Origin of the sequence: uncultured Duncaniella sp. (assembly GCF_910578445.1) — a bacterium.
GTDB lineage: Bacteria > Bacteroidota > Bacteroidia > Bacteroidales > Muribaculaceae > Duncaniella.
In genome coordinates this window covers 18936-39311 of sequence record NZ_CAJTQC010000020.1, presented here as the reverse complement: position 1 = coordinate 39311, position 20376 = coordinate 18936, and the positions used below count along the sequence as shown (strand labels likewise).

The 20376-nt window shown below is 51.5% G+C and carries 22 protein-coding genes; 12 read left to right on the top strand and 10 right to left on the bottom strand.

What is annotated here, in order from left to right; translation table 11 throughout:
• Positions 1-19: 19 nt before the first annotated feature.
• The 8 genes from QZ311_RS08895 to QZ311_RS08860 all read left to right on the top strand — a co-directional run bounded on the left by QZ311_RS08895 (position 20) and on the right by QZ311_RS08860 (position 4593).
• A complete protein-coding gene (locus QZ311_RS08895) occupies positions 20-430 on the top strand; it encodes a hypothetical protein (RefSeq protein ID WP_297066843.1) in 411 nt (136 codons plus the stop codon).
• Between the two features lie 25 nt (positions 431-455).
• On the top strand, positions 456-974 hold the full coding sequence (locus QZ311_RS08890; RefSeq protein ID WP_297066841.1) for a hypothetical protein: 519 nt from the start codon (positions 456-458) through the stop codon (positions 972-974).
• Positions 975-1119: 145 nt separating this feature from the next.
• Positions 1120-1677 (top strand): TIGR00730 family Rossman fold protein, encoded by a 558-nt coding sequence (locus QZ311_RS08885; protein WP_297066840.1) that lies wholly within the window; start codon positions 1120-1122, stop codon positions 1675-1677.
• Between the two features lie 2 nt (positions 1678-1679).
• Entirely contained in the window at positions 1680-2492 is an 813-nt protein-coding gene (locus QZ311_RS08880) for a DUF4271 domain-containing protein (RefSeq protein WP_297066837.1), read from the top strand.
• An 11-nt stretch (positions 2493-2503) separates the two neighbouring features.
• Positions 2504-3256, top strand: coding sequence for a uroporphyrinogen-III synthase (locus tag QZ311_RS08875; protein WP_297066835.1), 753 nt, complete (start codon positions 2504-2506; stop codon positions 3254-3256).
• A gap of 14 nt (positions 3257-3270) precedes the next feature.
• Positions 3271-3699 carry a ribonuclease P protein component gene (locus QZ311_RS08870; protein WP_297066833.1) on the top strand — a complete coding sequence of 143 codons (429 nt, stop codon included), beginning with the start codon at positions 3271-3273 and terminating at the stop codon, positions 3697-3699.
• A 67-nt stretch (positions 3700-3766) separates the two neighbouring features.
• The gene (gene yidD / locus QZ311_RS08865) at positions 3767-3979 is read left to right on the top strand and encodes a membrane protein insertion efficiency factor YidD (protein WP_297066831.1); all 213 of its coding nucleotides are present in this window, start codon (positions 3767-3769) and stop codon (positions 3977-3979) included.
• 65 nt (positions 3980-4044) lie between these two features.
• A complete protein-coding gene (locus QZ311_RS08860) occupies positions 4045-4593 on the top strand; it encodes a TatD family hydrolase (protein WP_297066829.1) in 549 nt (182 codons plus the stop codon).
• A 35-nt stretch (positions 4594-4628) separates the two neighbouring features.
• On the opposite strand, the gene QZ311_RS08855 is transcribed toward QZ311_RS08860, so the two are convergent.
• From QZ311_RS08855 to QZ311_RS08825, 7 genes are all read right to left on the bottom strand, one after another.
• A complete protein-coding gene (locus QZ311_RS08855; protein WP_297066827.1) occupies positions 4629-5270 on the bottom strand; it encodes a hypothetical protein in 642 nt (213 codons plus the stop codon).
• 136 nt (positions 5271-5406) lie between these two features.
• Positions 5407-6399: a QueG-associated DUF1730 domain-containing protein gene (locus QZ311_RS08850; RefSeq protein WP_297066825.1), complete on the bottom strand. Its 993-nt coding sequence runs from the start codon at positions 6397-6399 to the stop codon at positions 5407-5409.
• Positions 6400-6408: 9 nt separating this feature from the next.
• Positions 6409-7026 carry a polysaccharide deacetylase family protein gene (locus QZ311_RS08845; protein WP_297066823.1) on the bottom strand — a complete coding sequence of 206 codons (618 nt, stop codon included), beginning with the start codon at positions 7024-7026 and terminating at the stop codon, positions 6409-6411.
• A 115-nt stretch (positions 7027-7141) separates the two neighbouring features.
• A complete protein-coding gene (locus tag QZ311_RS08840) occupies positions 7142-10630 on the bottom strand; it encodes a DUF2723 domain-containing protein (protein ID WP_297066821.1) in 3489 nt (1162 codons plus the stop codon).
• Positions 10631-10679: 49 nt separating this feature from the next.
• Positions 10680-11744 carry a tryptophan--tRNA ligase gene (gene trpS / locus QZ311_RS08835; protein WP_297066819.1) on the bottom strand — a complete coding sequence of 355 codons (1065 nt, stop codon included), beginning with the start codon at positions 11742-11744 and terminating at the stop codon, positions 10680-10682.
• A 176-nt stretch (positions 11745-11920) separates the two neighbouring features.
• Positions 11921-13387: an AAA family ATPase gene (locus QZ311_RS08830; protein WP_363323601.1), complete on the bottom strand. Its 1467-nt coding sequence runs from the start codon at positions 13385-13387 to the stop codon at positions 11921-11923.
• A 157-nt stretch (positions 13388-13544) separates the two neighbouring features.
• Positions 13545-14168 carry a cob(I)yrinic acid a,c-diamide adenosyltransferase gene (locus QZ311_RS08825; RefSeq protein WP_297066817.1) on the bottom strand — a complete coding sequence of 208 codons (624 nt, stop codon included), beginning with the start codon at positions 14166-14168 and terminating at the stop codon, positions 13545-13547.
• A 90-nt stretch (positions 14169-14258) separates the two neighbouring features.
• On the opposite strand from QZ311_RS08825, the gene QZ311_RS08820 reads away from it, so the two are divergent.
• From QZ311_RS08820 to QZ311_RS08805, 4 genes are all read left to right on the top strand, one after another.
• Positions 14259-14861, top strand: a complete 603-nt coding sequence (locus tag QZ311_RS08820) for a riboflavin synthase (protein ID WP_297066815.1) — start codon at positions 14259-14261, stop codon at positions 14859-14861.
• A gap of 221 nt (positions 14862-15082) precedes the next feature.
• Positions 15083-15694 carry an FKBP-type peptidyl-prolyl cis-trans isomerase gene (locus QZ311_RS08815; protein ID WP_297066884.1) on the top strand — a complete coding sequence of 204 codons (612 nt, stop codon included), beginning with the start codon at positions 15083-15085 and terminating at the stop codon, positions 15692-15694.
• Positions 15695-15813: 119 nt separating this feature from the next.
• Positions 15814-16725: an FKBP-type peptidyl-prolyl cis-trans isomerase gene (locus tag QZ311_RS08810; protein WP_297066814.1), complete on the top strand. Its 912-nt coding sequence runs from the start codon at positions 15814-15816 to the stop codon at positions 16723-16725.
• Positions 16726-16946: 221 nt separating this feature from the next.
• On the top strand, positions 16947-17321 hold the full coding sequence (locus QZ311_RS08805) for a hypothetical protein (protein ID WP_297066812.1): 375 nt from the start codon (positions 16947-16949) through the stop codon (positions 17319-17321).
• A gap of 25 nt (positions 17322-17346) precedes the next feature.
• On the opposite strand, the gene QZ311_RS08800 is transcribed toward QZ311_RS08805, so the two are convergent.
• From QZ311_RS08800 to QZ311_RS08790, 3 genes are all read right to left on the bottom strand, one after another.
• Entirely contained in the window at positions 17347-18540 is a 1194-nt protein-coding gene (locus tag QZ311_RS08800) for a hypothetical protein (protein ID WP_297066810.1), read from the bottom strand.
• Between the two features lie 61 nt (positions 18541-18601).
• A complete protein-coding gene (locus QZ311_RS08795) occupies positions 18602-18838 on the bottom strand; it encodes a hypothetical protein (RefSeq protein ID WP_297066809.1) in 237 nt (78 codons plus the stop codon).
• Positions 18839-19033: 195 nt separating this feature from the next.
• Positions 19034-20161, bottom strand: coding sequence for an OmpA family protein (locus QZ311_RS08790; protein WP_297066808.1), 1128 nt, complete (start codon positions 20159-20161; stop codon positions 19034-19036).
• Positions 20162-20376: the final 215 nt, after the last annotated feature.

Genomic DNA, 20376 nt, shown 5'->3' with positions numbered 1-20376 from the left:
ACCTTAAATTTCATCAGTCATGTTTTCTCTCATCCATCTTCGCAACCGTCATTTCCTTACAGCAGTCAGCAATCTCATCTCCTCTCTTCCTGCCGACAAAGCGTTTGACATCGACTCGATTGCCATGCAGGCGGCCATGAGTCATGCTCCGGCATACTATTGCACCTTCGACTATGCGCTGCGAATGCTCCGTGTCCTTCGCCACGGCCGTCTCCGGCTTCGTCGCGACAGGCGTCTTGCCATGTGGACCGAACTCAACACACGCGTAACCCGTCTGATGGAAAAGCGTGGAGTGCGTCTTCCCGACGCGCTGGCCAATGTGCTTTCCGATGGTGGCGCATCGCAATTTTTCATCTCTCCGGCCACAGCCGCGTCGCTTGTCCGCCGTTATTTCGACTACAGCACCCGCACACTCCTCATTCCCGCTTAAACCTCATCTTGATTTCTATTGAAAAATGCATATCTCACTTTCAACCACGGTCATAACCGACACTGTCCATGCGCTTGCGGCGCTTGAGTCGCTGTCGGCTGCCGACGACACGGCGCGCACCCTCCTCCGTCCGCTCCTTGACCGGGAGCGGACGGGAATCCTGAGACTAATGGTCAAAAACGCCTTTGCCGAAATCATTCTCCATCTTCTCCCTTATGTCGACGGTGCTGAGCTTGACAACGAACTTCCTGCTGTCAATCCCGGGCATCAGGCTGCCGGCGATGAGGCTGACACGCTGCTGGGCATCGACCTCCGGCTTCCGGCCGGAGTGTCAGCGACACTCGGCCCGCTCCTTCGCCGCAATCTCGAACTCGCTGTCACCTATCGTGTGCTTGCCGTTGCTGTCACCTCGGCTTCTTCTGTTTCGGATGCCGCCTCTACGCTTGCATCCTCATTTTCCGACCGCTCCGCGAACGCTGTTGCAGCCATGCTTGCTGCTTTGCGTTCCCCCGGACGACCTTTCGTCCGTTCGCGCGCTCATTAAGCGCTATTGTCATCTTTCCGGTGTCCTTCTGTCGCTACAGGAGGACACTTTTATTTTTAATCCGCATCTTAAATTACGTGGTGTGATGCCAAATTCCGGCTTCGGAATACACTGAATCTGACGCTTATTTCGTAAATTTGCGCCCATGAAACCTAATAATGCACTTCCATCAGGCGTAGTGGTCTATTGCGCCTCCTCATCCGATATTGATCCCCTCTATCTCAGCGTCGCCCGCCGTATGGGTGAACTGATAGCGGCTTCCGGCCTGACTCTCGTCTGCGGAGGCGGGGCCGGAGGCATGATGGCTGCTGCCATCGAGGGTGCTGTCGATGCGTCGGGCGAAGCTGTAGGTGTGCTCCCGCATTTCATGATTGAAAAAGGCTGGAATCATCCGCGCCTCACTCGCTGTATCGACACCGAGTCGATGCACCACCGCAAACACACTATGGCTTCGATGTCGCGTGCGGCAATAGCTCTTCCCGGAGGCATCGGCACTCTCGACGAGCTCGCCGAAATCATGACGTGGCATCAGCTTTCGCTCTTCAACGGACCGGTCATAATTGTCAACACCGATGGCTATTACGATCATCTTGTCGCACTGTTTGACTCGATGCAGGCCAAAGGGTTCATGCGTGGCGGTGTGATTCCGGCCACCGTTGTCGCTTCTCCTGAGGAAGCTATGGAAATAATTGACCGTATATGACGATGGACACTTCTCTGTTGGCCGATTCCGTTGCGTCGCCGTTCGTCCCGAAGTTGTGTCGTGAGTATCAGGCTCCATCCTCGGCTGCCGAAAAACTCACCATGACTCTCGGCCCTGTACCCTTTACCTCAGGGGTCAGGCCGGCTGAGCGCACATTCCTGCCGGGCTACGACTCCGGTGTGCTCTGTCTGATAATCGGTGTCTTCCTCCTGTTGGCCTATAACTTCCGCAACTACTCCACATTCCTCAAAAATTTCACCTACGACCTCTGGAATGTGCGCCGGACCGACGACACTTCCGCCGTCCGCACATTCACCGAGACAGGCATCCAGATTTCCATCGTTCTGCTCGCATGTCTGTGTGAAGGCATAATAATCAATGCTGCTCTCAACTCCGCCGGCTATACTACACCGCTCCCGACATTCCCTGAGATTGCTCTGCTGTCATTAGGGGCTGTGGCCTTCTATCTCTTCCAGTTGCTTGCCTACAGGATGGTGGGCTACGTCTTCACCGATAAGCTCTCCGGACGGCAGTGGGTCAAAGGCTTCAACGCCTCGCAGTCGCTTCTGGGAATGGCCCTGACCATACCTGCTCTCGTGGTTCTGTTCAATCCCGATGTAGCTCCGATAGTAGTCACTATTGGCGTGGTTTGCTATATTTTAGCTCGTTTGATATTTATTTTCAAGGGCTTTAGGCTTTTTTACGACAATTTTGGCTCGTTGCTTTATTTTATTTTGTATCTTTGCACTCTCGAAATTGTACCCCCGGTCATCATATTCAGATGTATCGGATTTTTCAGTCAATTACATCCCTAAGCGCTCTGACAGTGAAAGTTAAAAAAGTTTTAGTTTCCCAGCCTAAGCCGGCTTCCGACAAGTCTCCTTATTACGACATCGCTGATAAGTATGGAGTGGAAATCGAGTTTCGGCCTTTTATTAAAGTAGAAGGGCTTACTGCCAAGGAATTTCGTCAGTCAAAAATATCCATCTCTGACTTTTCGGCTATTATCTTCACAGCCCGTACTGCGATTGACCACTTCTTCAGGCTTTGTGATGAGATGAGAATCTCCATTCCTGACACTATGAAGTACTTCTGCACAACAGAATCTATTGCTCTTTATCTTCAGAAGTACATTGTTTACCGTAAACGCAAGATTTTCCATGGCGAGACAGGTAAACTCGACGGTCTTCTCCCTGCTCTTGTAAAGCATAAGAAAGAAAAATTCCTCTACATCGTTTCTGACGTTCACAAGGAAGACACAACCATTCTCGACAAGAACGGCATCAACTACACCAAAGCCGTCATGTATCGTACAGTCTCCAACGACTTCGGTCCTGAAGAGAAGTTTGACTACGACATGCTGCTCTTCTTCAGCCCGGCTGGAATTGACTCTCTGTTGAAAAACTTCCCCGGTTTCGAGCAGAAAGACATCCGCATCGGCTGCTTCGGCGCTACGACCGCACAGGCTGTCCGCAATGCAGGCTTGCGTCTCGATCTCGAAGCTCCTTCGGTCAAAGCTCCCTCAATGACCGCAGCCCTCGAAAACTTCCTGAAGGAAGAAGTTGAAAAAGGCGAATAACCTCATCTGGAAATATGGTCGGACAAAGACTATATAAAATCGAAAAACTCCGCAGCGAGATTGCCATCGGTCAGCTATTCGACCGCAGCAATCCCGCTGCTCAGTCTGTTATGGCCTATCCCTTGCGTGCCGTATGGACTGTCAACTCCTCAAGGCGTGCAGCAATGGAAACCGCGTCCGGCACACCCCGTCGCAAGGTTGCCCCTTGCCCACAGTTTCTCGTCTCCATTCCTAAGAAAAAACTCCGTCATGCCGTCGACCGGGTGCAGATGCGTCGTCGAGTCCGCGAAGCCTACCGCCTCAACCGCCATCTGATTCCAAACGACCTTCCGCTCGACATCGCCTTCATCTATGTAGCCACCGAAGTCCTTCCCTACGCCGAAGTTCTCAAAGGAGTCACCCGCATCCTCACCCGCATCTCCAAAACCCTCCCCACCACTTAACCCTTGTCACTTAATACTTAACACTTAATCCTTAACACTTAATACTTAATCCTTAACATCCCCTTCATTGCTTCGCCTCCTCTTCATATTGCCCATTCGTTTCTATCAGCTCTGCATATCACCGCTGTTTCCTCCCGCATGTCGATTCACCCCCACATGCAGCGCCTACGCCATAGAAGCCATACAGAAACACGGCATCATCCGAGGCACATGGCTCGCCATAAAACGCATCGCCCGCTGCCACCCGTGGGGCGGTTCAGGCTACGACCCCGTCCCCTAATAACACTTAACCCTTAACCCTTAATCCTTAACCCTTAATCCTTAATCCTTAGCAACGCTTTCCCAATGTTCGACTCCCACACACACCGCTTGCGTCGCAACGCCATAGTCGACATCGATCCGGTCGAACAGCGAGGAAATCTACGACTTCATAAAGGCTACTACTACTCCGTAGGCATCCATCCTTGGAATCTATTTAAGGCAACCCCTGCCGACATCCGCATGTTGCAGGCCCTCGCCGCCGAACCGCAGATTCTTGCCATTGGCGAATGCGGACTCGACCCCAAGATTGAAAGCAGCGGATTGCTGTCGAGAAACGAAATAATCGAAGCACAGACACGCCTGCTCACACTCCACATTTCACTTAGCGAGCGGCTCTCAAAACCCCTGATACTCCACATAGTGAAAGCCTATCCCGAAATCATCGCACTTCGCAAATCCTTGCGGCCCGTACAACCGTGGATAATCCACGGCTTCCGGGGCAAACCGCAACTTGCAAGCGAACTCCTCGCCCACGGCTTTCACCTTTCGTTCGGAACGAAATACAACCCCGCCTCCCTCGCCCTGACGCCACCCTCCCGCCTCCTCCGCGAAACCGATGCCATGCCAGAGTGAAGAAAAATAAAACAGAACTGCTTATGGCCGTTGGCTTAATCCTTAGGATATAGCTTATCGCCTCTTTTGATGTAAATTCTTCCCCACTTGTCTCTGTAAGTTCCGTCGTAGAGTTCATCCAGTTCCTTTTCAGTTGAAAAAAGACCTCCGTCTGTAGCCTTGATTGTGCGGCCGGTCGGAGAAAGAAACCAGTAGATGACTTTCAGAATCACAAAGCCGACAACGATGAATATCAGCCACATGAGAGCCTGAATTGCAAGATAGAGCGAAAGGGCTATGGCAGAGACAGTAAGAACGCCATAGAGCATCCCGACCCATGTCGCACGCATGGGGACACCTTTTCTATTGAAGCGCAGACGGCCCAGAAGATAGGCGTAGAGCCCTGTGGCGACAAATGGCATGAAGGTGTAAAACAACATGAGATTTCTGCTCATCTCAGGATCGTCGTTGTTGGCAAGAAAAACTCCGATACATATACCGCTGACGACAGTGCCAAACACAAATGCAGCGACGGCATGCAGGATAAAGCTGTTCCATTTCTTTTCGCCAAGCACCTCTGTTCCGGCCCATTTGTTAAACGTGTCGGCCAATAGGTTATACTTGAACCAGAAACAAAATGTGAAAACTAATGTAGCTACCCCGATAATTCCAAGGACAATTGTGAATAATGTCGTCATAAAGCAATTGATATTAGATTGTTAATGATTGGTCATGGCAAAGATATATAATAAAAAACTTATCCCCGTCACGGTTTTCAGTGAAAAGGATAAGTTTTTATTATTTTTTCAATTGTCTTGATGACTGTCGATTAGGTCATTCCTTATGGATTGCGGAGGCGTTGCGCTGGAGGCCGGTGAGTTTGGTGCGTTTGATGGCCGAACGGCGGAATAGGGTTGAGAATTCTTCCTGCTTCATGGAGATAATGGCTTCGGTGTCGAGGCGCAATATGGCAGGACGCGGACGGAATTCCTCGATTTCAGAGATAGGGGCGAAGCGGTTGTGAGGACAGACATCCTGACAGACATCGCAGCCGTAGATGTGTCGGCCGAGGTGGATGTTTGGCCGGGTGGTGGTGATGTAGGCCGGAGTGTGGTGGTCGGCCGGAGTGAGTATGGCGGTTGGAGTATGTGGGTCGGTCGGGTTGCCTGAGACTTCGGGGGGGAAGTCGCCACGGTGTTCGATGGTCAGATAGGATAGACAGCGGTTAGCGTCGAGTCCCTCAGGACTGAGAGCACCGCCGGGACAGGCGCTCAGGCAGCGTCGGCATTCACCACAGTTTCCCGTTTCGGGCTGGTCAGGAGTCAGGGAGAGGGTAGTGACAATCTCTCCGAGAAAAAAATGTGTTCCCGCTCCGGGGACAATCAGCTGACGGTTCAGCCCGATGAAACCAATGCCGCTTTTGACGGCCCAGTAGCGTTCGGGAATCGGGGCTGTGTCGACACACACGCGACACTCCGCACCTGTCTGACTGACAATCATGTCGGCCACGCTCTGCAACCGCGCCCTCACCACATCGTGATAATCATCGCCGAGAGCATATGAGGCCCATTGAAGCGGTCCGTCGGAGCGTCCCCACCAATAATTGAAAACCGACGAAATCACACTCCGTGCCCCGGGTAGGAGCAGAGCGGGATTCCGTCGGATATCGGTATATTTTTCAAGATAGGCCATTGAGGCGTGACGGCCTTCGGAAAGCCATCTGTCGTAGTCGGCCATGCGGTCGGCATCGACTTCCCCGGCGAGTGCGATTCCTGACTTGAACGCTCCCGCCGCTTTCAGCAGTCGTTTGATTTCTACGGCATCCATCGAAAAACGTCACATTGGCAGCGCACGGAACTCATAGCCCTGTTCCTTGAGCCATTCGATGGCAAGAGGGAGGGCATAGCGCATCTTATCGTGGGCTTTGAGTGAGTCGTGAAACACGATTATCGAGCCGTTGCGGGTGTAGCGCTTCACATTGTCAAGCACCTGCTCCTTTGTGACACGCTTCGAATAGTCGCGTGTCACCACGTCATACATTATTATATTATAATGGCGTTTGATGAGCTTTGTCTGAAGCGGGGAGATGATGCCGTGAGGCGGCCGGAACAGGGTTGAGCCGATATATTGGTCGGCTTCAGTGATGTCACGGAAAAATGTGGTGGCACATTCTTTCAGTCCCTGCAGGTGGTGCATGGTATGGTTACCGTAGGAGTGTCCGCGCCGTTTGACTTCCTCAAACACTTCGGGATGCTTCCTCACATTGTCGCCGACCATGAAGAAGGTGGCTTTGATGTCGTAGCGGTCAAGCACGTCGAGCACCCACGGCGTCTCCTCGGGGATAGGGCCGTCATCAAAAGTGAGATAGACGACCTTTTTTCCTCTATGGAGTATTCGCCATATAGCTTCCGTGAAGAGCAGGCGATAGAAAAACGGCGGTTGTTCAATCCACATGGATAAGGTGAGGTTTATAAAATTTTATGTAGGGGCACGGCACTGCCGCACCCCTACACTTGATTATCTTTGGAATACAGCCGTCGGCCGACGGCTGTTGGATGTCTCTCTTTTTTTACTGCTGGAGGATGGAGACGATACGGTCGAAGTTGATGCCCATGTCAGTCAGGCGGTCAACCATCTTTTCGGGATCACCGCCGATGTCGCCGAGATCCTGAAGGAGATAGACCATATAGTATGTCTCGATGAAACGGTCGGTCTGCGGGAGTGTGGCATACTGCCAAGGGTTGAGGCTCTGGTAGTATTTCACATTTCCTGCATAGCGCATGATTTCCTTTTCAAGAAGTTCGACAGCCTTGGCTGATGCAGCCTTGTCGCCTGTAGCTATGCCGATGCGGGCATAGATCTGGGCCATCTTCTGGGGAATCTGGATGGCGTATGGGGCGGCTGCTTCGGGAAGCTTCTCTTCGATGATGGTCAGAAGTTCCTTGGCCTTGTTATAGCGGTCGGTCTTGAAGGCTTCGAGTTCCTTGCGTGCGTTATCGTCGGTGGCTATGGAGTCGGCGCGTTCGGCCATCACAGCCTCGTTGATCATCGCGGTCGCAGTACCGAGGATGTATGAACGGGTGGTGGTCACCATCTTGCGCACAGTCTCGTCGAGGTAGATCTGACTCGGGTCAGTCACCTTGTCGAGTCCGCCCCAGCGGAATTTCTCGGTGATGTTGCGGTAGGCCTTGTCGGTGTTGACGGCGTTGATGTCATAGTCGCCGTTCTCCTCGTTGCGCACCGGTGTCACCTCATAGGCCATACCTGTCGAGCGCATGTAGGGCTGGAGGGCGATATAGTAGTCGGAAGGCACTGTCGATGCGAAGTAGATGGGGTTTTTCCATCCGTTCTTGACAGAGGTTGCAAGCATGTCGAGCGAGAGAATCTGGCTGAGTGTCATGCCTCCGTGGCGCGAAGCCTCGCGGTCGTCGGCCATGTTGGCGCGGATGGCTGTGTCGGCCACCTCTGCCTCTTGCTCGGTGATGCGTCCGGCCTTCACGGCTGCAGGGATGTCGACGGGGATGACGAAGTTGTTGTATTTCATCATCGGGGCGTTCCATGCGTTCTTGCTTGAGCTCTGGTCATAGACCTGACGCAGGGCGGTGTAGGCGTTGACAGGTGTGCTGTCGCAGTCGGCCGCGAAATAGCTGAAGTTCATGCGTTCGTAGCCGTAATCCTCGGGTTTGGCGAGTGTCTCGATTCCTTCGGCCTGATATGAGGGGTGCTTGACCTGATTTGCATACCAGTCGGTGGTGAGATACGAGAGGTTGACAACCTTCACGTCGGTGCGGTGTCCCTCGACCTCCTGTGCATACCAGAGGGGGAAGGTGTCGTTGTCGCCGTTGGTGAATATGATGCCGTTTTCGTCAACCGAGTCAAGATAGTTCATACCGAAGTCGCGGGTGACGTAGCGTCCCGAGCGGTCATGGTCGTCCCAAGTCTGTGATACCATTTGCAGCGGTACAAAGAGGCCTACGAGGCAGGCGAAGATAGCGCCTGCAAGGCTGACCTTGCGCTCTTTGGCTGCGATGGCTTCTTCCGAAAGGGTGTTTTTACCTTTCTCCTTGCCTCTGCGGTTGAAAAGCTCGCAGACGAGTGCCCAGAGTCCGGCAACACCCATGCCCAACCAGATGGCGAAGGCATAGAACGAACCGGCGAACGCGTAGTCGCGCTCACGTGGCTGTGTCGGGGTCTGGTTGAGGTAGAGCACGATGGCTATACCGGTCATGAAGAAGAGGAAGAAGATGACCCAGAACTGCTCGATGCCGCGTTTGGAGGTGAATGCCTGCCAGCCGAGGCCGATGATACCCATGAGGAGCGGGAGCATGTAGAAGACATTGTGACCCTTGTTGCCCTCGCCGTCGGAGTAGGGGAGGAGGCTCTGGTCGCCAAGACGTGGATTGTCAATGAAGGGTATGCCTGAAATCCAGTTGCCGTGGTTGACCTCGCCGTTGCCTTGGATGTCGTTCTGACGGCCTGCGAAGTTCCACATGAAGTAGCGCCAGTACATGTGGTTGAGCTGGTAGACGAGGAAGAAGCGCAGACTTTCGCCCATCGTAGGCTTGATTGCGTCGACGGTCTGGAGCGTCTCGCTGTCGTGGACATAGCGGGTGGCGCTTACCGGCTTGCCCTTGAGTCCGCCGATCCAGTCGGAGTAGGCTGCTGCATGCTGTCCGCTGTAGATGCGCGGGAAGAGCATGTTGAGCTCGGGAGCCATCACATAGTCTTTCTTGTAACCGGTGATTTCATAGTGGTCGGCCTGTTCGGGTGAGGTCTTGACCACCTTTGCATAGAGCGGTTTCCCTTCCTTATACATAGGTGAGGCCTGGCCTTGCGCGTCGATTTCGTAGACTACGGACGACTGGTGGGTCTGTCCGTAGAACAGCGGACGTTCGCCATACTGCTCGCGGTTGAGGTAGGAGGCAAGTGCGAACACGTTGTCGGGGGCATTCTGGTTCATCGGCGGGTTGGCGCTCGCGCGGATGAGCAGAAGCGCGTATGACGAATAGCCGATGAAGATTACGAAGATGCTCATCACGACGAGGTTGAGAATTCGCACCGGGAGTTTCTTGGCCATGAACAGGTAAGCGATGACGGCAATCATGATGACTACGGGAATCCACATGCTGTCACCGATGAAGGGGATGCCTGAGAAGAAGATGCTCAGGAGGACGCTTATGCGGATTTTCGCGATGCTGTTCTGCTTATAGAGTTCGCTGATGGCCCAGATGAAGCAGGCTACCGCAAGGATTGCATAGATGAGCACGCCCATGTTGTAGCTGCAGCCGAGCACATTGACGAAGAAGAGTTCGAAATACTGCGACACCTCGATGAATCCGGGGACGAGACCATAGAGAATCAGTCCCACTACCACTGCCGAAATCGCGAGAGTCACCAGAGAGCCTTTGGCGGTGGTGTTTTTCCAGAGACGGTAGTAGATGACAAGTGCGATGGCTGGGATACAGAGGAGGTTGAGCAGGTGGACAGCGATGGAGATACCGATGACGTAGGCTATGAGTATCAGGTATTTGTCGCTGTGGGGGCGTTCGGCGCGGTTCTCCCATTTGAGGATGAGCCAGAAGACAAGTGCTGTGCAGAACGAGGAGAAGGCGTAGACCTCGCCCTCGACAGCCGAAAACCAGAATGTGTCGCTCCACGTGTAGGCCAGAGCGCCGCAGATACCCGAGCCGAAGATGACGAGCATCTGGGTGAGCGAGAGGTTTTCGACATCATCCTTCACTACCAGACGGCGGACAAGGTGGGTGATTGTCCAGAACAGCAGCAGGATTGTGCCGGCCGAAAGGAGTGCGGACATGGAGTTGACCATAAGCGCCACTTTGCTGACATCGCCGAAAGCGAAGTTGACAAAGAAGCGGGCGGCCAGCATGAAGATAGGGTTGCCCGGCGGGTGGCCGACTTCAAGCTTGTAGCCTTGGGAGATGAATTCCGGGCAGTCCCAGAAGCTCGCTGTTGGCTCAAGGGTGAGCATGTAGGTCACCGCAGCTATGACGAAGCAGAGCCAGCCGAGCGAATTGTTGATAAGATTGTATTTTTTCATTTATCTGAATTATCAATGTAATCAGTGTTAGCGGGATTTCTGCCTCGGTTTACCAGAAACGGCGGATGCCCATCACCTCGCGTACTTCCGAGAGGGTTTTGGCAGCGCGCTCGCGTGCACGCTCTGCGCCTTCGCGGACAACTCGTGAGATGTATGCGTCGTCGTTGCGGATGTCGTGGTAGCGCTCGCGGATGGGAGTGGTGACTTTGAGGATGTCTTCAGCGAGCTGCTTTTTCATGTCGCCATAGCGGATTGAGCAGTCGGCATAAGCGTCGCGGTAGCTCTGGACGATTTCGGGGGCGGAGGTGAGCTCCATGAGAGTGAGCAGGTTCTGCACCGGTTCGGAAATCGGCTGGTTGGGTTCTTTCGGACCTTCGTCGGTCACGGCGCGCATCACCTTTTTGCGCAGTGGCTTCTCCTCGTCGATGAGATAGATGCAGTTGCCCTCGCTCTTGCCCATCTTGCCTGAGCCGTCGAGACCGGGGACTTTCACTGCATGGTCGCCGAAGTTGAAGTTTTGCGGTTCGGGGAAGAGGTCGACACCGTAGAATGAGTTGAAGCGGCGTGCGAAACGGCGGGTGAGTTCGAGGTGCTGTTCCTGATCTTTTCCGACGGGCACTTTATGTGCTTTCTGGATGAGGATGTCGACGGCCATGAGTGTGGGATAGGTGAGGAGGCCGGCGTTGACACGCTTGTTGGAGTCAGTGCCTATAATCTGTTTTTCGATATCCTCGTCGTCGTTGCCTGTCTTGATTCCGAGCTGTTTGCGGGCCTTGTCTTTGAAAGAGGCTGTGCGCATCAGTTCGCCGATACCAACGTGCATGTTGAGCAGCAGATACATTTCGGAGATTTCAGGAACGTCGCTCTGGACGAAGATTGTAGCCTTTTCGGGGTCGATGCCAGCCGCGAGATATTCGGCAAGAATATTCTTGACGTTTTCGTGGAGTGCGTCGGGCTGAGGATTTGTCGTGAGGGCATGGAGGTCAGCGATGAAAAACAGACAGTCGTAGTCGTTTTGCATTTTCACAAACTTGCTGAGTGCTCCGTAATAGTTGCCGAGGTGAAGGTTGCCGGTGGCACGAATGCCGGAGAGAACCACTTCTTTATTGTTCATAATATGGTGATGGTTAGATTGTTATAGATGCTATTAGCCCTGCTGTGGGCAATTTGGCTACAAAAGTACAAAAAAAACTCCGTAACTGCCGAATAAAAACAGGCCAAACTCGCTGAACAATCTATTAATAAAGCATTTATAACATTTCAGCCCTCCATTTTGCTGTTATGGTTTCTTTACGTCAGTCCGCTGAGATCGAGCCTGTAGACACCTCCGCAGTCAGTCTGCCGGCGAATGAACATAGTCATATATATGGGAGCATATATAATGCGCCCGCGTCGTTCGACATTCCCGTTACACATCACATAGGCTTTTTCTATGTCATATTCCTTACATGCCATCACATTGCTGAGGGCATTATGCCTTTCGTAATCTTTGCCTGATTTTACTTCGATAGGAACAACTCCGTTGAAGTCCGAAATCACAAAGTCAAGCTCACCCATCCGTTTGTTATTATAGTAATATGGCTGATAGCCGTGGCATAATAATTCCTGAGCCACAACATTTTCATATATAGCACCGAAATTTACAGAAATATCACCGGACAGAATTTTCAGCTGAACCCCGTCGGCATATTGAGCTGTCAAAAGACCGACATCATTTGAAAATAACTTGAATAAATTTCGCGTCACAGATAGCTTCATTGGCATTCTGGGCTCATCTACGTTATATACAGGAATTGCTACCCCGGCATTTTTTAACCATAGGAAGTCGTTTTGCAATCTATCGAATTTGGCATGTTCGTTAAGTCGTTTTAAAATGAATCGTTTGTTTTTTGCGTCGAGTTCAGATGGGATAAGGTCAAAAATTTCCTTTATTTTTAGCTTGTTGTCCTTTTCTGCATACTGTGCTATGTCTTTGCGGTAAAGGTTTATAATATCAGATTGAGTCCGGCTGACAATGTTGAGATTGTTTGTGGTTATATATCTTTCTACTGCAGCAGGCATGCCTCCTATTATAGTATAGAGACGATATAACTCGAGTAGCTTTTCGTGAATCACCACATCTACAGGCTTGCAATCGTTCCAGCATTCTTTTACGGTATCAATTATGCGTTGTGCTACTCCTAAATTTAAAATGAATTCTTCGAAGTCAAGTGGATATGTTTCCTTTATGCTGAGATAACCGACCGGGATTGATCTGATTTCAGTAAGTTCCACCCCAAGCAATGATCCGCTGAGGGCATATCTGTAGCTGCCTTCATCGACAAGAAACTTTATGGCGGTCACAATATTTTCGCAGCATTGAACCTCGTCAAAAAAAATAAGAGTCTCGTCTTTATGTAGAGGCTGTTTGCTGAGAGCTGATATTCTGAGCAATATGTCCTCGGCTGAATTGACATCTTTAAAAAGTTGTATAGCTTCCGGTTGCTCAATAAAATTGATTTCTACAAAAGATTTAAACTGCTTTCCTAATTGGCGTATTGCATATGTCTTACCGGTTTGTCTTGCTCCGGTGAGTAATAATGCAGTCTTTTGTGTTGCGTAAAATTCTTTTAAATAATTGTTTAGATGCCTGAATAATGCCATGCTTAATTGGGATTTTTTACAAAAATAGCTTGTTTCTGCCGTTTTTCCAAGGTTTTTTAGGCTGTTTCTGCCGTTTTTCCAAGGTTTTTTAGGTTGTTTTTGCCGTTTTTCCAAGATTTTGGCGGAATAATTGTGGGTCGAGAGTGGCGTGAATAAGGCGGGAGGCATACGGAATGCTAAGCAGTCCGTATGCCTCCCAATCAAAGTATTTCCTTCAATGTATATGGAAGATAAAATATATCCGTATTCAGTCAGGCGGTGTAGGGTGGGATTATCTATGCCATGTGAGTTCGGCTGTGCCGGTGAAGTGGTTGATGTAGCGGGCGAGGATGAAGAGGTAGTCGCTGAGACGGTTGATGTAGGTCAGGACTATCGGGGCGACGTAGGCTCCTGTGTCGGCGAGGGTGAGTATTTCGCGTTCGGCACGACGGCAGACTGTGCGTGCTACATGAGCGTGGGCAGCGCCGATTGATCCGCCGGGGAGGACAAAGAGACGGAGCGGAGGTGTCATCGAGTCGAGAAGGTCAATCTGGTGTTCGAGGTCGGCAAGAACAGGGGTGAGCGTAGCGGTGATTTTTTCAGCCGGGTCGTTTGCCTGAGCTTCGGAGGCGGAAGTTCCGTCGGCTGAAGATTCCTGCTGAGCTGCTGACTGTTGCGATGGAGTGGCGAGATATGCACCGATGTTGAAGAGGGTGTTGTTGACCGACAGGAGCGAAGCTGTCACGAAGTCGTCGAGTTCGGTGCAGTGGGCCTGTACGAGTCCTACCATTGCGTTGAGTTCGTCAAGAGTACCGTAGGCCGATACGCGAGGTGAGTTTTTGGCGACGCGCTGTCCTCCGATGAGGGATGTCATGCCGGTGTCGCCTGTGCGTGTGTAAAGGGGGCTTTTTTTCATGATTCGGTTCGTGTTTTTGCATTAAGTGGCAAATTTCGTAAATTTGCGCCATAATATAAACAATTCAAAACCTAAAAATAGCAATAAATTATGTTCTCAGGCATAGTAGAAGAGGCCGCGCAGGTGGTTGACGTTGTGAGAAAGGACGGCAATGTTGACCTGCGAGTGAAGTGCAGTTTCACCGACGAGCTCAAGATTGACCAGAGTGTAGCCCACAACGGCGTGTGTCTGACCGTAGTCTCGCTTCCGGGCGACGGAACTTACACCGTGACCGCGATTCAGGAGACTCTAGACCGCAGCAATCTCGGGCTGCTCGAAGCCGGCAGTCTTGTGAATCTCGAACGCTCGATGATGATGAACGGCCGTCTGGACGGTCACATCGTGCAGGGCCATGTCGACTGTACGGCGGTCTGCGAGGAAATCGAGGAGGTGGAAGGCAGCCGTTACTATAAGTTTGCCTACGAAGTTGCTCCCGAAATGGCCGCCAAGGGTTATGTGACTGTTGAAAAGGGTTCGGTCACGGTCAACGGCGTGAGCCTGACGGTGTGTGACTCGGAGCGCTATTCATTCCGTGTGGCAATCATTCCCTATACTTTCGAGCACACGAACTTCAAGCAAATCGAGGTGGGGACAAAGGTCAACATCGAGTTCGATATCATCGGGAAGTATCTGGCCCGTCTGAAAGAATTCTAAATCCTTTGATTTGGTGTCGCCGGTGTCGTAACTTGCTGATAGCCGGAGGCTGAACCAAATATCGGGATGGTTTGTTGTACAAAACGGTAGCTTATGGAGCGGGCGCAATCGAGATTTTAACTTTTTTAAATTAAAATTATTGGAAAGAGCGTTGTAAAATAGGCTATCTTTGCAGACTTGATGACAATTAAATCAAAAAAATAATTATGGAAAATAAAGAATTGGACCGTATCAGCTATGCTCTCGGATTGAGCATGGGTAACAATTTCCGTGCGAGCGGCATTCAGGAAATCAACGTTCAGGATTTCGCCGACGGAGTTGCCGCTGTGTTCTATGGCAGCGAACCCAAGATGAGCTATGACGAGGCAAAGGCTGAGATTCAGAAATATTTCACCGCACTCGAGGAGAAGCAGCGCGCCGAGGCAGCCAAGATGGCCGATGTCAATGAGGCAGCCGGCAAGAAGTTCCTTGAAGAGAACGGCAAGCGTGAGGAAGTCAAGACCACAGCTTCCGGCCTGCAGTATGAGGTGATTACCGAAGGCGACGGCGAGATGCCTACCGCTCAGGATCAGGTCGAGGTCCACTACACAGGTAAACTTATCGACGGCACTGTGTTTGACAGCTCCGTAGAGCGTGGCGTACCGGCTACATTCGGTGTCACTCAGGTTATCCCCGGATGGGTTGAGGCACTCCAGCTCATGAAGGCCGGATCGAAATGGCGTCTGTTCATCCCCTCGCAGCTTGCCTATGGTCCGCAGGGGGCAGGCGGTGTGATCGGCCCGAACGCAACTCTTATCTTTGACGTGGAGCTGCTCAAGGTAATCAAGAAATAAAAGGAGTTATCCTTAATGCCGAGAAGGTGCGGGCGCTGTGACTTTGGCGGCCGCACTTCGGTGTAAAAAATAGAAAACGACAAGAAAACACCATTAAAAAATAAAATTTACAAAAGTTTATGAAAAAGCTAATTATGGCTTGCGGCGTAGCCGCAGTGCTGCTCGGCGCGAGCTCATGCGGCAATTCATCATCATCAAGCAATGCCAACAAGGGATTCGGCGATTCACTCTCTGTAGCTATGGGCGAGGCTCAGGGCTGCCGTCTTGCTTCGGAATATCTCACACTCCCCGAAGATCAGAAAGCTAATCTTAAGAAAGAAGACATTCTCCGCGGTCTCAAGCAGGTTATCATGACCGACACCACCCAGCAGGGCTATCTCACCGGTATCAGCTTCGGTCTGCAGCTCGTAGGTCAGCTCTTCCGCTACGAAGAAGCCGGTGTGCCCATCGACCGTTCTAAACTCTATGAGGCTTATGCCAAGGCATTTTCTGCCGATTCAGTCAATCAGGATGCTCTCCGTGAGGCTCAGACCCAGTTCCAAGTTCTCGCAGAACAGGCTCAGCAGAAGATGATGGAATTCTACCAGAAGAAGGAAGAAGAAGCCCGTCAGGCTAAGGAAAACAGCCCTGAAGCTAAGGAAAACATAGCAGCCGGCGAAGCATATCTGAAGGATCAGATGGCTAAAGACCCTGCAATCAAGGTGCTTCCCTCAGGTCTCGCTTACAAGGTGATCAAGGAAGGTACAGGCGAAGCAGTCGGCCAGAACGGCAGCGCGAAGGTGAAATATACTGGCAAGCTCATCGACGGCAAGGTTTTTGACAGCAACTCAGACGGTGTCGTGATGAACCCCAAGCGTGTCGTTCCCGGTTTCGGCGAAGGTCTCGCTATGATGAAGAACGGTTCACAGTATGTGCTCTATATCCCCGGCAACCTTGCCTATGGAGTCGACGGCAACCAGCAGGCAGGCATCGCGCCCAACGCTATGCTCGTGTTTGAGGTAGAGACTTCTGACATCACTCCCGCTAACTAATAATATGTGTGTGAATGAGTCTCTGTCGGATGACAGAGGCTGATAAACTCACGCATAGAAAAAACGACAGGTTTTTATTCCGGACATCTCTTTTCGGTCAATGAGAAGAGAGTCGGAATAAAAACCTGCCGTTTTTTTGCGTGGATATTTTTGCTAGTATTTCCGGAAATCAGTAACTTTACGCCATATATTAGTCTATCACATTCAATAATAAAAGAGAAATGAAAAACATAGTACTATCGTCGGCACGGACAGTTGACAGAATCGCTTTTGCCACTGGCTGGACGCTTGTGATGTGGATGGCGTTGTATCCCGGACCGCTTGCGCTACAGATTATCGCCATGGTGCTGTTCTGTGTCTATATCATTTCGCTGTTTTTATGTCTGAGAGCCAACGGATGGTCGCTGAAGGCGTTCAGGCGTGATGGCGAAAGTTACGGTGGAGTATCATGTGTGACGTGGATGGTCGCACTGCTGATTGCCCGTAATAGTTCGCCGGAAGTCAAGGAGATTGTGGCCGGTGTCGCGCTGGCCATACTGGTTTTCGGACTGCTGTATTTCGGGCTTGGAAGAAACCTTAGTGAAGTTAAGGAATAATCAGCCCCGGGCCGATGTCGGGCCGTCATGCAGGAGTCATTTCGATGCGGAGATGAGAGTCCGGGTGACGGAGCACGAGGCATGAGGCTTCGGTGAGGACTACGCCCTCGGTGTTACGGACACCCTGTTTGCGGAAACTGATGCGGTCGGCCGTAAATGGGACATGGGTATATTTGGTAATATATTCCGGGTCGATGACCATTCCGCAGTTTTCTTTGCCACACAGGTCGAAAACTTCAGAGTGGTGGACGTAGAGAGTACCGAATTTCGAGACTATGCGGTGGAAGTCGATGCCCCATACGACTTCTCTGTCTTCGGCGCTCACTGATTTGACATGTGGAGTCATACAGATTGCCTCGATGAGTCCTGAACCTCCGATGAGCACTTTGCGCGACGAGCCGGACCTGCCGGTGAATGCCGCACGCGATAGGGCTGTCAGCTCTATGTCGGTCATATTATTATATGTGAATGTGCGGTCGGTCTGATTCCAGATGCCTCCGGTGAACAGGATTTCGTCCTGACTGTCGGGGAGTGTGATTCGTGCGCGAGCTCCGAAGAGAAATGATTTTTCGATGCCCATGCGCATGTCCATGATGGCTACTTCTTCCTGATCGGAAAATGTCCATCCCACTTCCTTGTCGGAAAGACGCTGGTAGAGACTTTCTTCAACTTGGCTTTTAAATATTTGACAGTAATTGTAGTTCTTGCGTGGGAGCGCGACATATTGTGATGTCTGCACGTCGAGTTCACGGGCGGCGCGTCCCATGCGGGTGACGTTTGCTCCCTGTTCGATAGTCCCGATTTCGATTCCGGTTGAGTCGTCGGGAATATTTACGGGAATAAGCGATAGAGTTTCCGGTCCGGTAGCTGAGATGTAGGCCACAAGCTGCTGCCCTTTGTAAGTGCCTTCGGGGATTATGACCGAGGGGATGAGGACTGTTTCGGTTTCGGTGAATATGGCTGTGTTGTCTACTGCGAGTTCAAACGGCTGGCCGGGGACGAGTGTGACTCCGCGAAGGGAGCGTGAGGTTTTTGAGCATCCGTCTTTTATGTCGACCGAGTAGTATTCGACTTTCATTGATTTTGCCTTTCGCGCTCCGACCATTCGTGAAATCTGGTCGAGTGGGGTGGAGGAGGGGCGTACTTTGACGATGCGTTCGTCGATTTCGCTTCGGAGTAGGGTAGGTGCGATTTCGTTGGTCAGTTGGGTGGTGAGCATTTTTTTAAGTATTAAGTGTTAAGGATTAAGGATTAAGTGGGAAAGTACAAAGTGTTAAAGACTAAGGGGTTGTGTCCCAGGCGCTTTTGCGAGGTGTGTTGAGGATTAGTGTGGATTCCGGGTTGGGGTCGGGGGCTTCAGCGGGTGTGGACGATGGCTGCGGGTGGGTTTCGGTGGTGTCGTTTTCAGGATGTCTTACGAATTCAAGAGGGGCTGGTGTCATAGTGTCGGAGTTTTTTTGATTTGGATAAGTGTTTGTTGCCTGTGTGAAACGGTTGATGGTGTTGTGGATTGACATTGCAAAGTTAGGGTGGGGTGGGTGTGAAAAAGGTGCGATAATGCAAAAGGCTGAGAAAAAAGATTAGGTTCACGGCATGAAAAAAGTCCCGCCGGAAAGTTGGGCGGGACTGATGTGTGTGTCAGGCAATGCTGGGAGGATATTGTCACCTCCTCTACATATTATATAATAGAGGTGTTAGAGACGTGGTTTCTATCATTCGGCGTCGAGTGTGCAGATGGAAACACGGTTCCAAGATTCTTCGCTGAACATGTGGCCGATGCCTTCACCCTCTGCGTTGATGCGTTTGGGGTCAATCTTGTATCGCTTGATGAGGGCGTTCTTGACAGATTCTGCACGGGCTTTGGCGAGACGTTCGTTGAGCTCTGCGGGGCCGTCCTGCGAAGCATAACCGCGAACCTGTACGGTGGCCTTGGGATGGTTGTTGAGGTAGGCTGCGATCATTTCGATGTTAGGCTGCTGGTCGGCTGTAATCACGCTTGAACCAATCTTGAAGAAGACGTAGCGGACAGATTCGAGATTGTTTTCCTTGATGACCTTTGCGGGCTTTGCGTTGGCTGCTGCAAGCGCGGCGGTAAGTTCGGCGTTCTTTGCATCGGCTGCTGCAAGGGCTGCATTGCGTCCGTCGACTTCAGCACGGAGGGCGTTGACACGTCCGTTGAGTTCCGAAAGTTCGGCAGAGTTGTCGGGACATTCGACACATTCGAAGCCGGGGCCGAAGTTATAGTTGAGACCGACAGCAAGGTTGAAGTTTGCGCGCTTGAGGTCGAGCCCCTGATCGTTATGTCCTGTTCCGTTGCCGGTTACATTCCAGAGCACGCTCGGTTTGAGCGATATGCCGAAGTGGTCGGTCACGGCGAAGTTGAAGTTGAGACCGGCCTTCGCGCCGATGTTGCTGTGGTCGCTGCCATAGCTTACGTAGTCGTGCATCCAGCCGATGCCGACGAGGGCGTCGATCGTAAACGGACGCGGGTCGCAGCTGAAGCCGCAGAATGCGTTCGTGAGATTGAACGTACCGTATGCTCCGAGGTAGGTGTCGTCGAAGGCGGTCTTGCTACTGCGTCCGCCATTGACGGTCGAAGTGTTGATGCCGGCCACGCCTTCGATGCCGAGTCCGAAGAGCGGAGTGAGCTGTTTGCCAAGATGCAGACCTACTGTCGGGCGCATGTTGCCGAAAAAGGAGTGGCCTTTGAGCGGAGTGGTGATACCACCGTCGAGGCCGAGCTGCCAATTATCGCCAAATGTCGGGCGTTCGATTAGATTCTGGGCTGAGGCACCCATAATACAGCCGACGAGGGCTGAAGCAAGAATAAATCGTTTCATGTCTTTGCTTTTTTAGTTGAAGTGTAAGTGCTTTTCTTTCGAAACGCGATGTTTTTCTTTTCTAAATGGATATTATTTGTTGTTTTTTTATTTGGTTTTTGAGTTGAAAGTTTGAGTGTTTTGTCTAATAAACAACTGACATCAGGAAAGAAGCCGAGTTGTTAGAGAAATTTAACAGATTGTGTTACAAAAATGAAAAGCAGGAAACATGGCAT

What these genes read in the sequence shown, in the direction of transcription:
- QZ311_RS08895 (WP_297066843.1), top strand. Translation starts at nt 20, where the DNA reads ATGTTTTCTCTCATCCATCTTCGCAACCGTCATTTCCTTACAGCAGTC.
- QZ311_RS08890 (WP_297066841.1), top strand. Translation starts at nt 456, where the DNA reads ATGCATATCTCACTTTCAACCACGGTCATAACCGACACTGTCCATGCG.
- QZ311_RS08885 (WP_297066840.1), top strand. Translation starts at nt 1,120, where the DNA reads ATGAAACCTAATAATGCACTTCCATCAGGCGTAGTGGTCTATTGCGCC.
- QZ311_RS08880 (WP_297066837.1), top strand. Translation starts at nt 1,680, where the DNA reads ATGGACACTTCTCTGTTGGCCGATTCCGTTGCGTCGCCGTTCGTCCCG.
- QZ311_RS08870 (WP_297066833.1), top strand. Translation starts at nt 3,271, where the DNA reads ATGGTCGGACAAAGACTATATAAAATCGAAAAACTCCGCAGCGAGATT.
- QZ311_RS08860 (WP_297066829.1), top strand. Translation starts at nt 4,045, where the DNA reads ATGTTCGACTCCCACACACACCGCTTGCGTCGCAACGCCATAGTCGAC.
- QZ311_RS08855 (WP_297066827.1), bottom strand. Translation starts at nt 5,270, where the DNA reads ATGACGACATTATTCACAATTGTCCTTGGAATTATCGGGGTAGCTACA.
- QZ311_RS08850 (WP_297066825.1), bottom strand. Translation starts at nt 6,399, where the DNA reads ATGGATGCCGTAGAAATCAAACGACTGCTGAAAGCGGCGGGAGCGTTC.
- QZ311_RS08845 (WP_297066823.1), bottom strand. Translation starts at nt 7,026, where the DNA reads ATGTGGATTGAACAACCGCCGTTTTTCTATCGCCTGCTCTTCACGGAA.
- QZ311_RS08840 (WP_297066821.1), bottom strand. Translation starts at nt 10,630, where the DNA reads ATGAAAAAATACAATCTTATCAACAATTCGCTCGGCTGGCTCTGCTTC.
- trpS (WP_297066819.1), bottom strand. Translation starts at nt 11,744, where the DNA reads ATGAACAATAAAGAAGTGGTTCTCTCCGGCATTCGTGCCACCGGCAAC.
- QZ311_RS08825 (WP_297066817.1), bottom strand. Translation starts at nt 14,168, where the DNA reads ATGAAAAAAAGCCCCCTTTACACACGCACAGGCGACACCGGCATGACA.
- QZ311_RS08820 (WP_297066815.1), top strand. Translation starts at nt 14,259, where the DNA reads ATGTTCTCAGGCATAGTAGAAGAGGCCGCGCAGGTGGTTGACGTTGTG.
- QZ311_RS08810 (WP_297066814.1), top strand. Translation starts at nt 15,814, where the DNA reads ATGAAAAAGCTAATTATGGCTTGCGGCGTAGCCGCAGTGCTGCTCGGC.
- QZ311_RS08805 (WP_297066812.1), top strand. Translation starts at nt 16,947, where the DNA reads ATGAAAAACATAGTACTATCGTCGGCACGGACAGTTGACAGAATCGCT.
- QZ311_RS08800 (WP_297066810.1), bottom strand. Translation starts at nt 18,540, where the DNA reads ATGCTCACCACCCAACTGACCAACGAAATCGCACCTACCCTACTCCGA.
- QZ311_RS08795 (WP_297066809.1), bottom strand. Translation starts at nt 18,838, where the DNA reads ATGTCAATCCACAACACCATCAACCGTTTCACACAGGCAACAAACACT.
- QZ311_RS08790 (WP_297066808.1), bottom strand. Translation starts at nt 20,161, where the DNA reads ATGAAACGATTTATTCTTGCTTCAGCCCTCGTCGGCTGTATTATGGGT.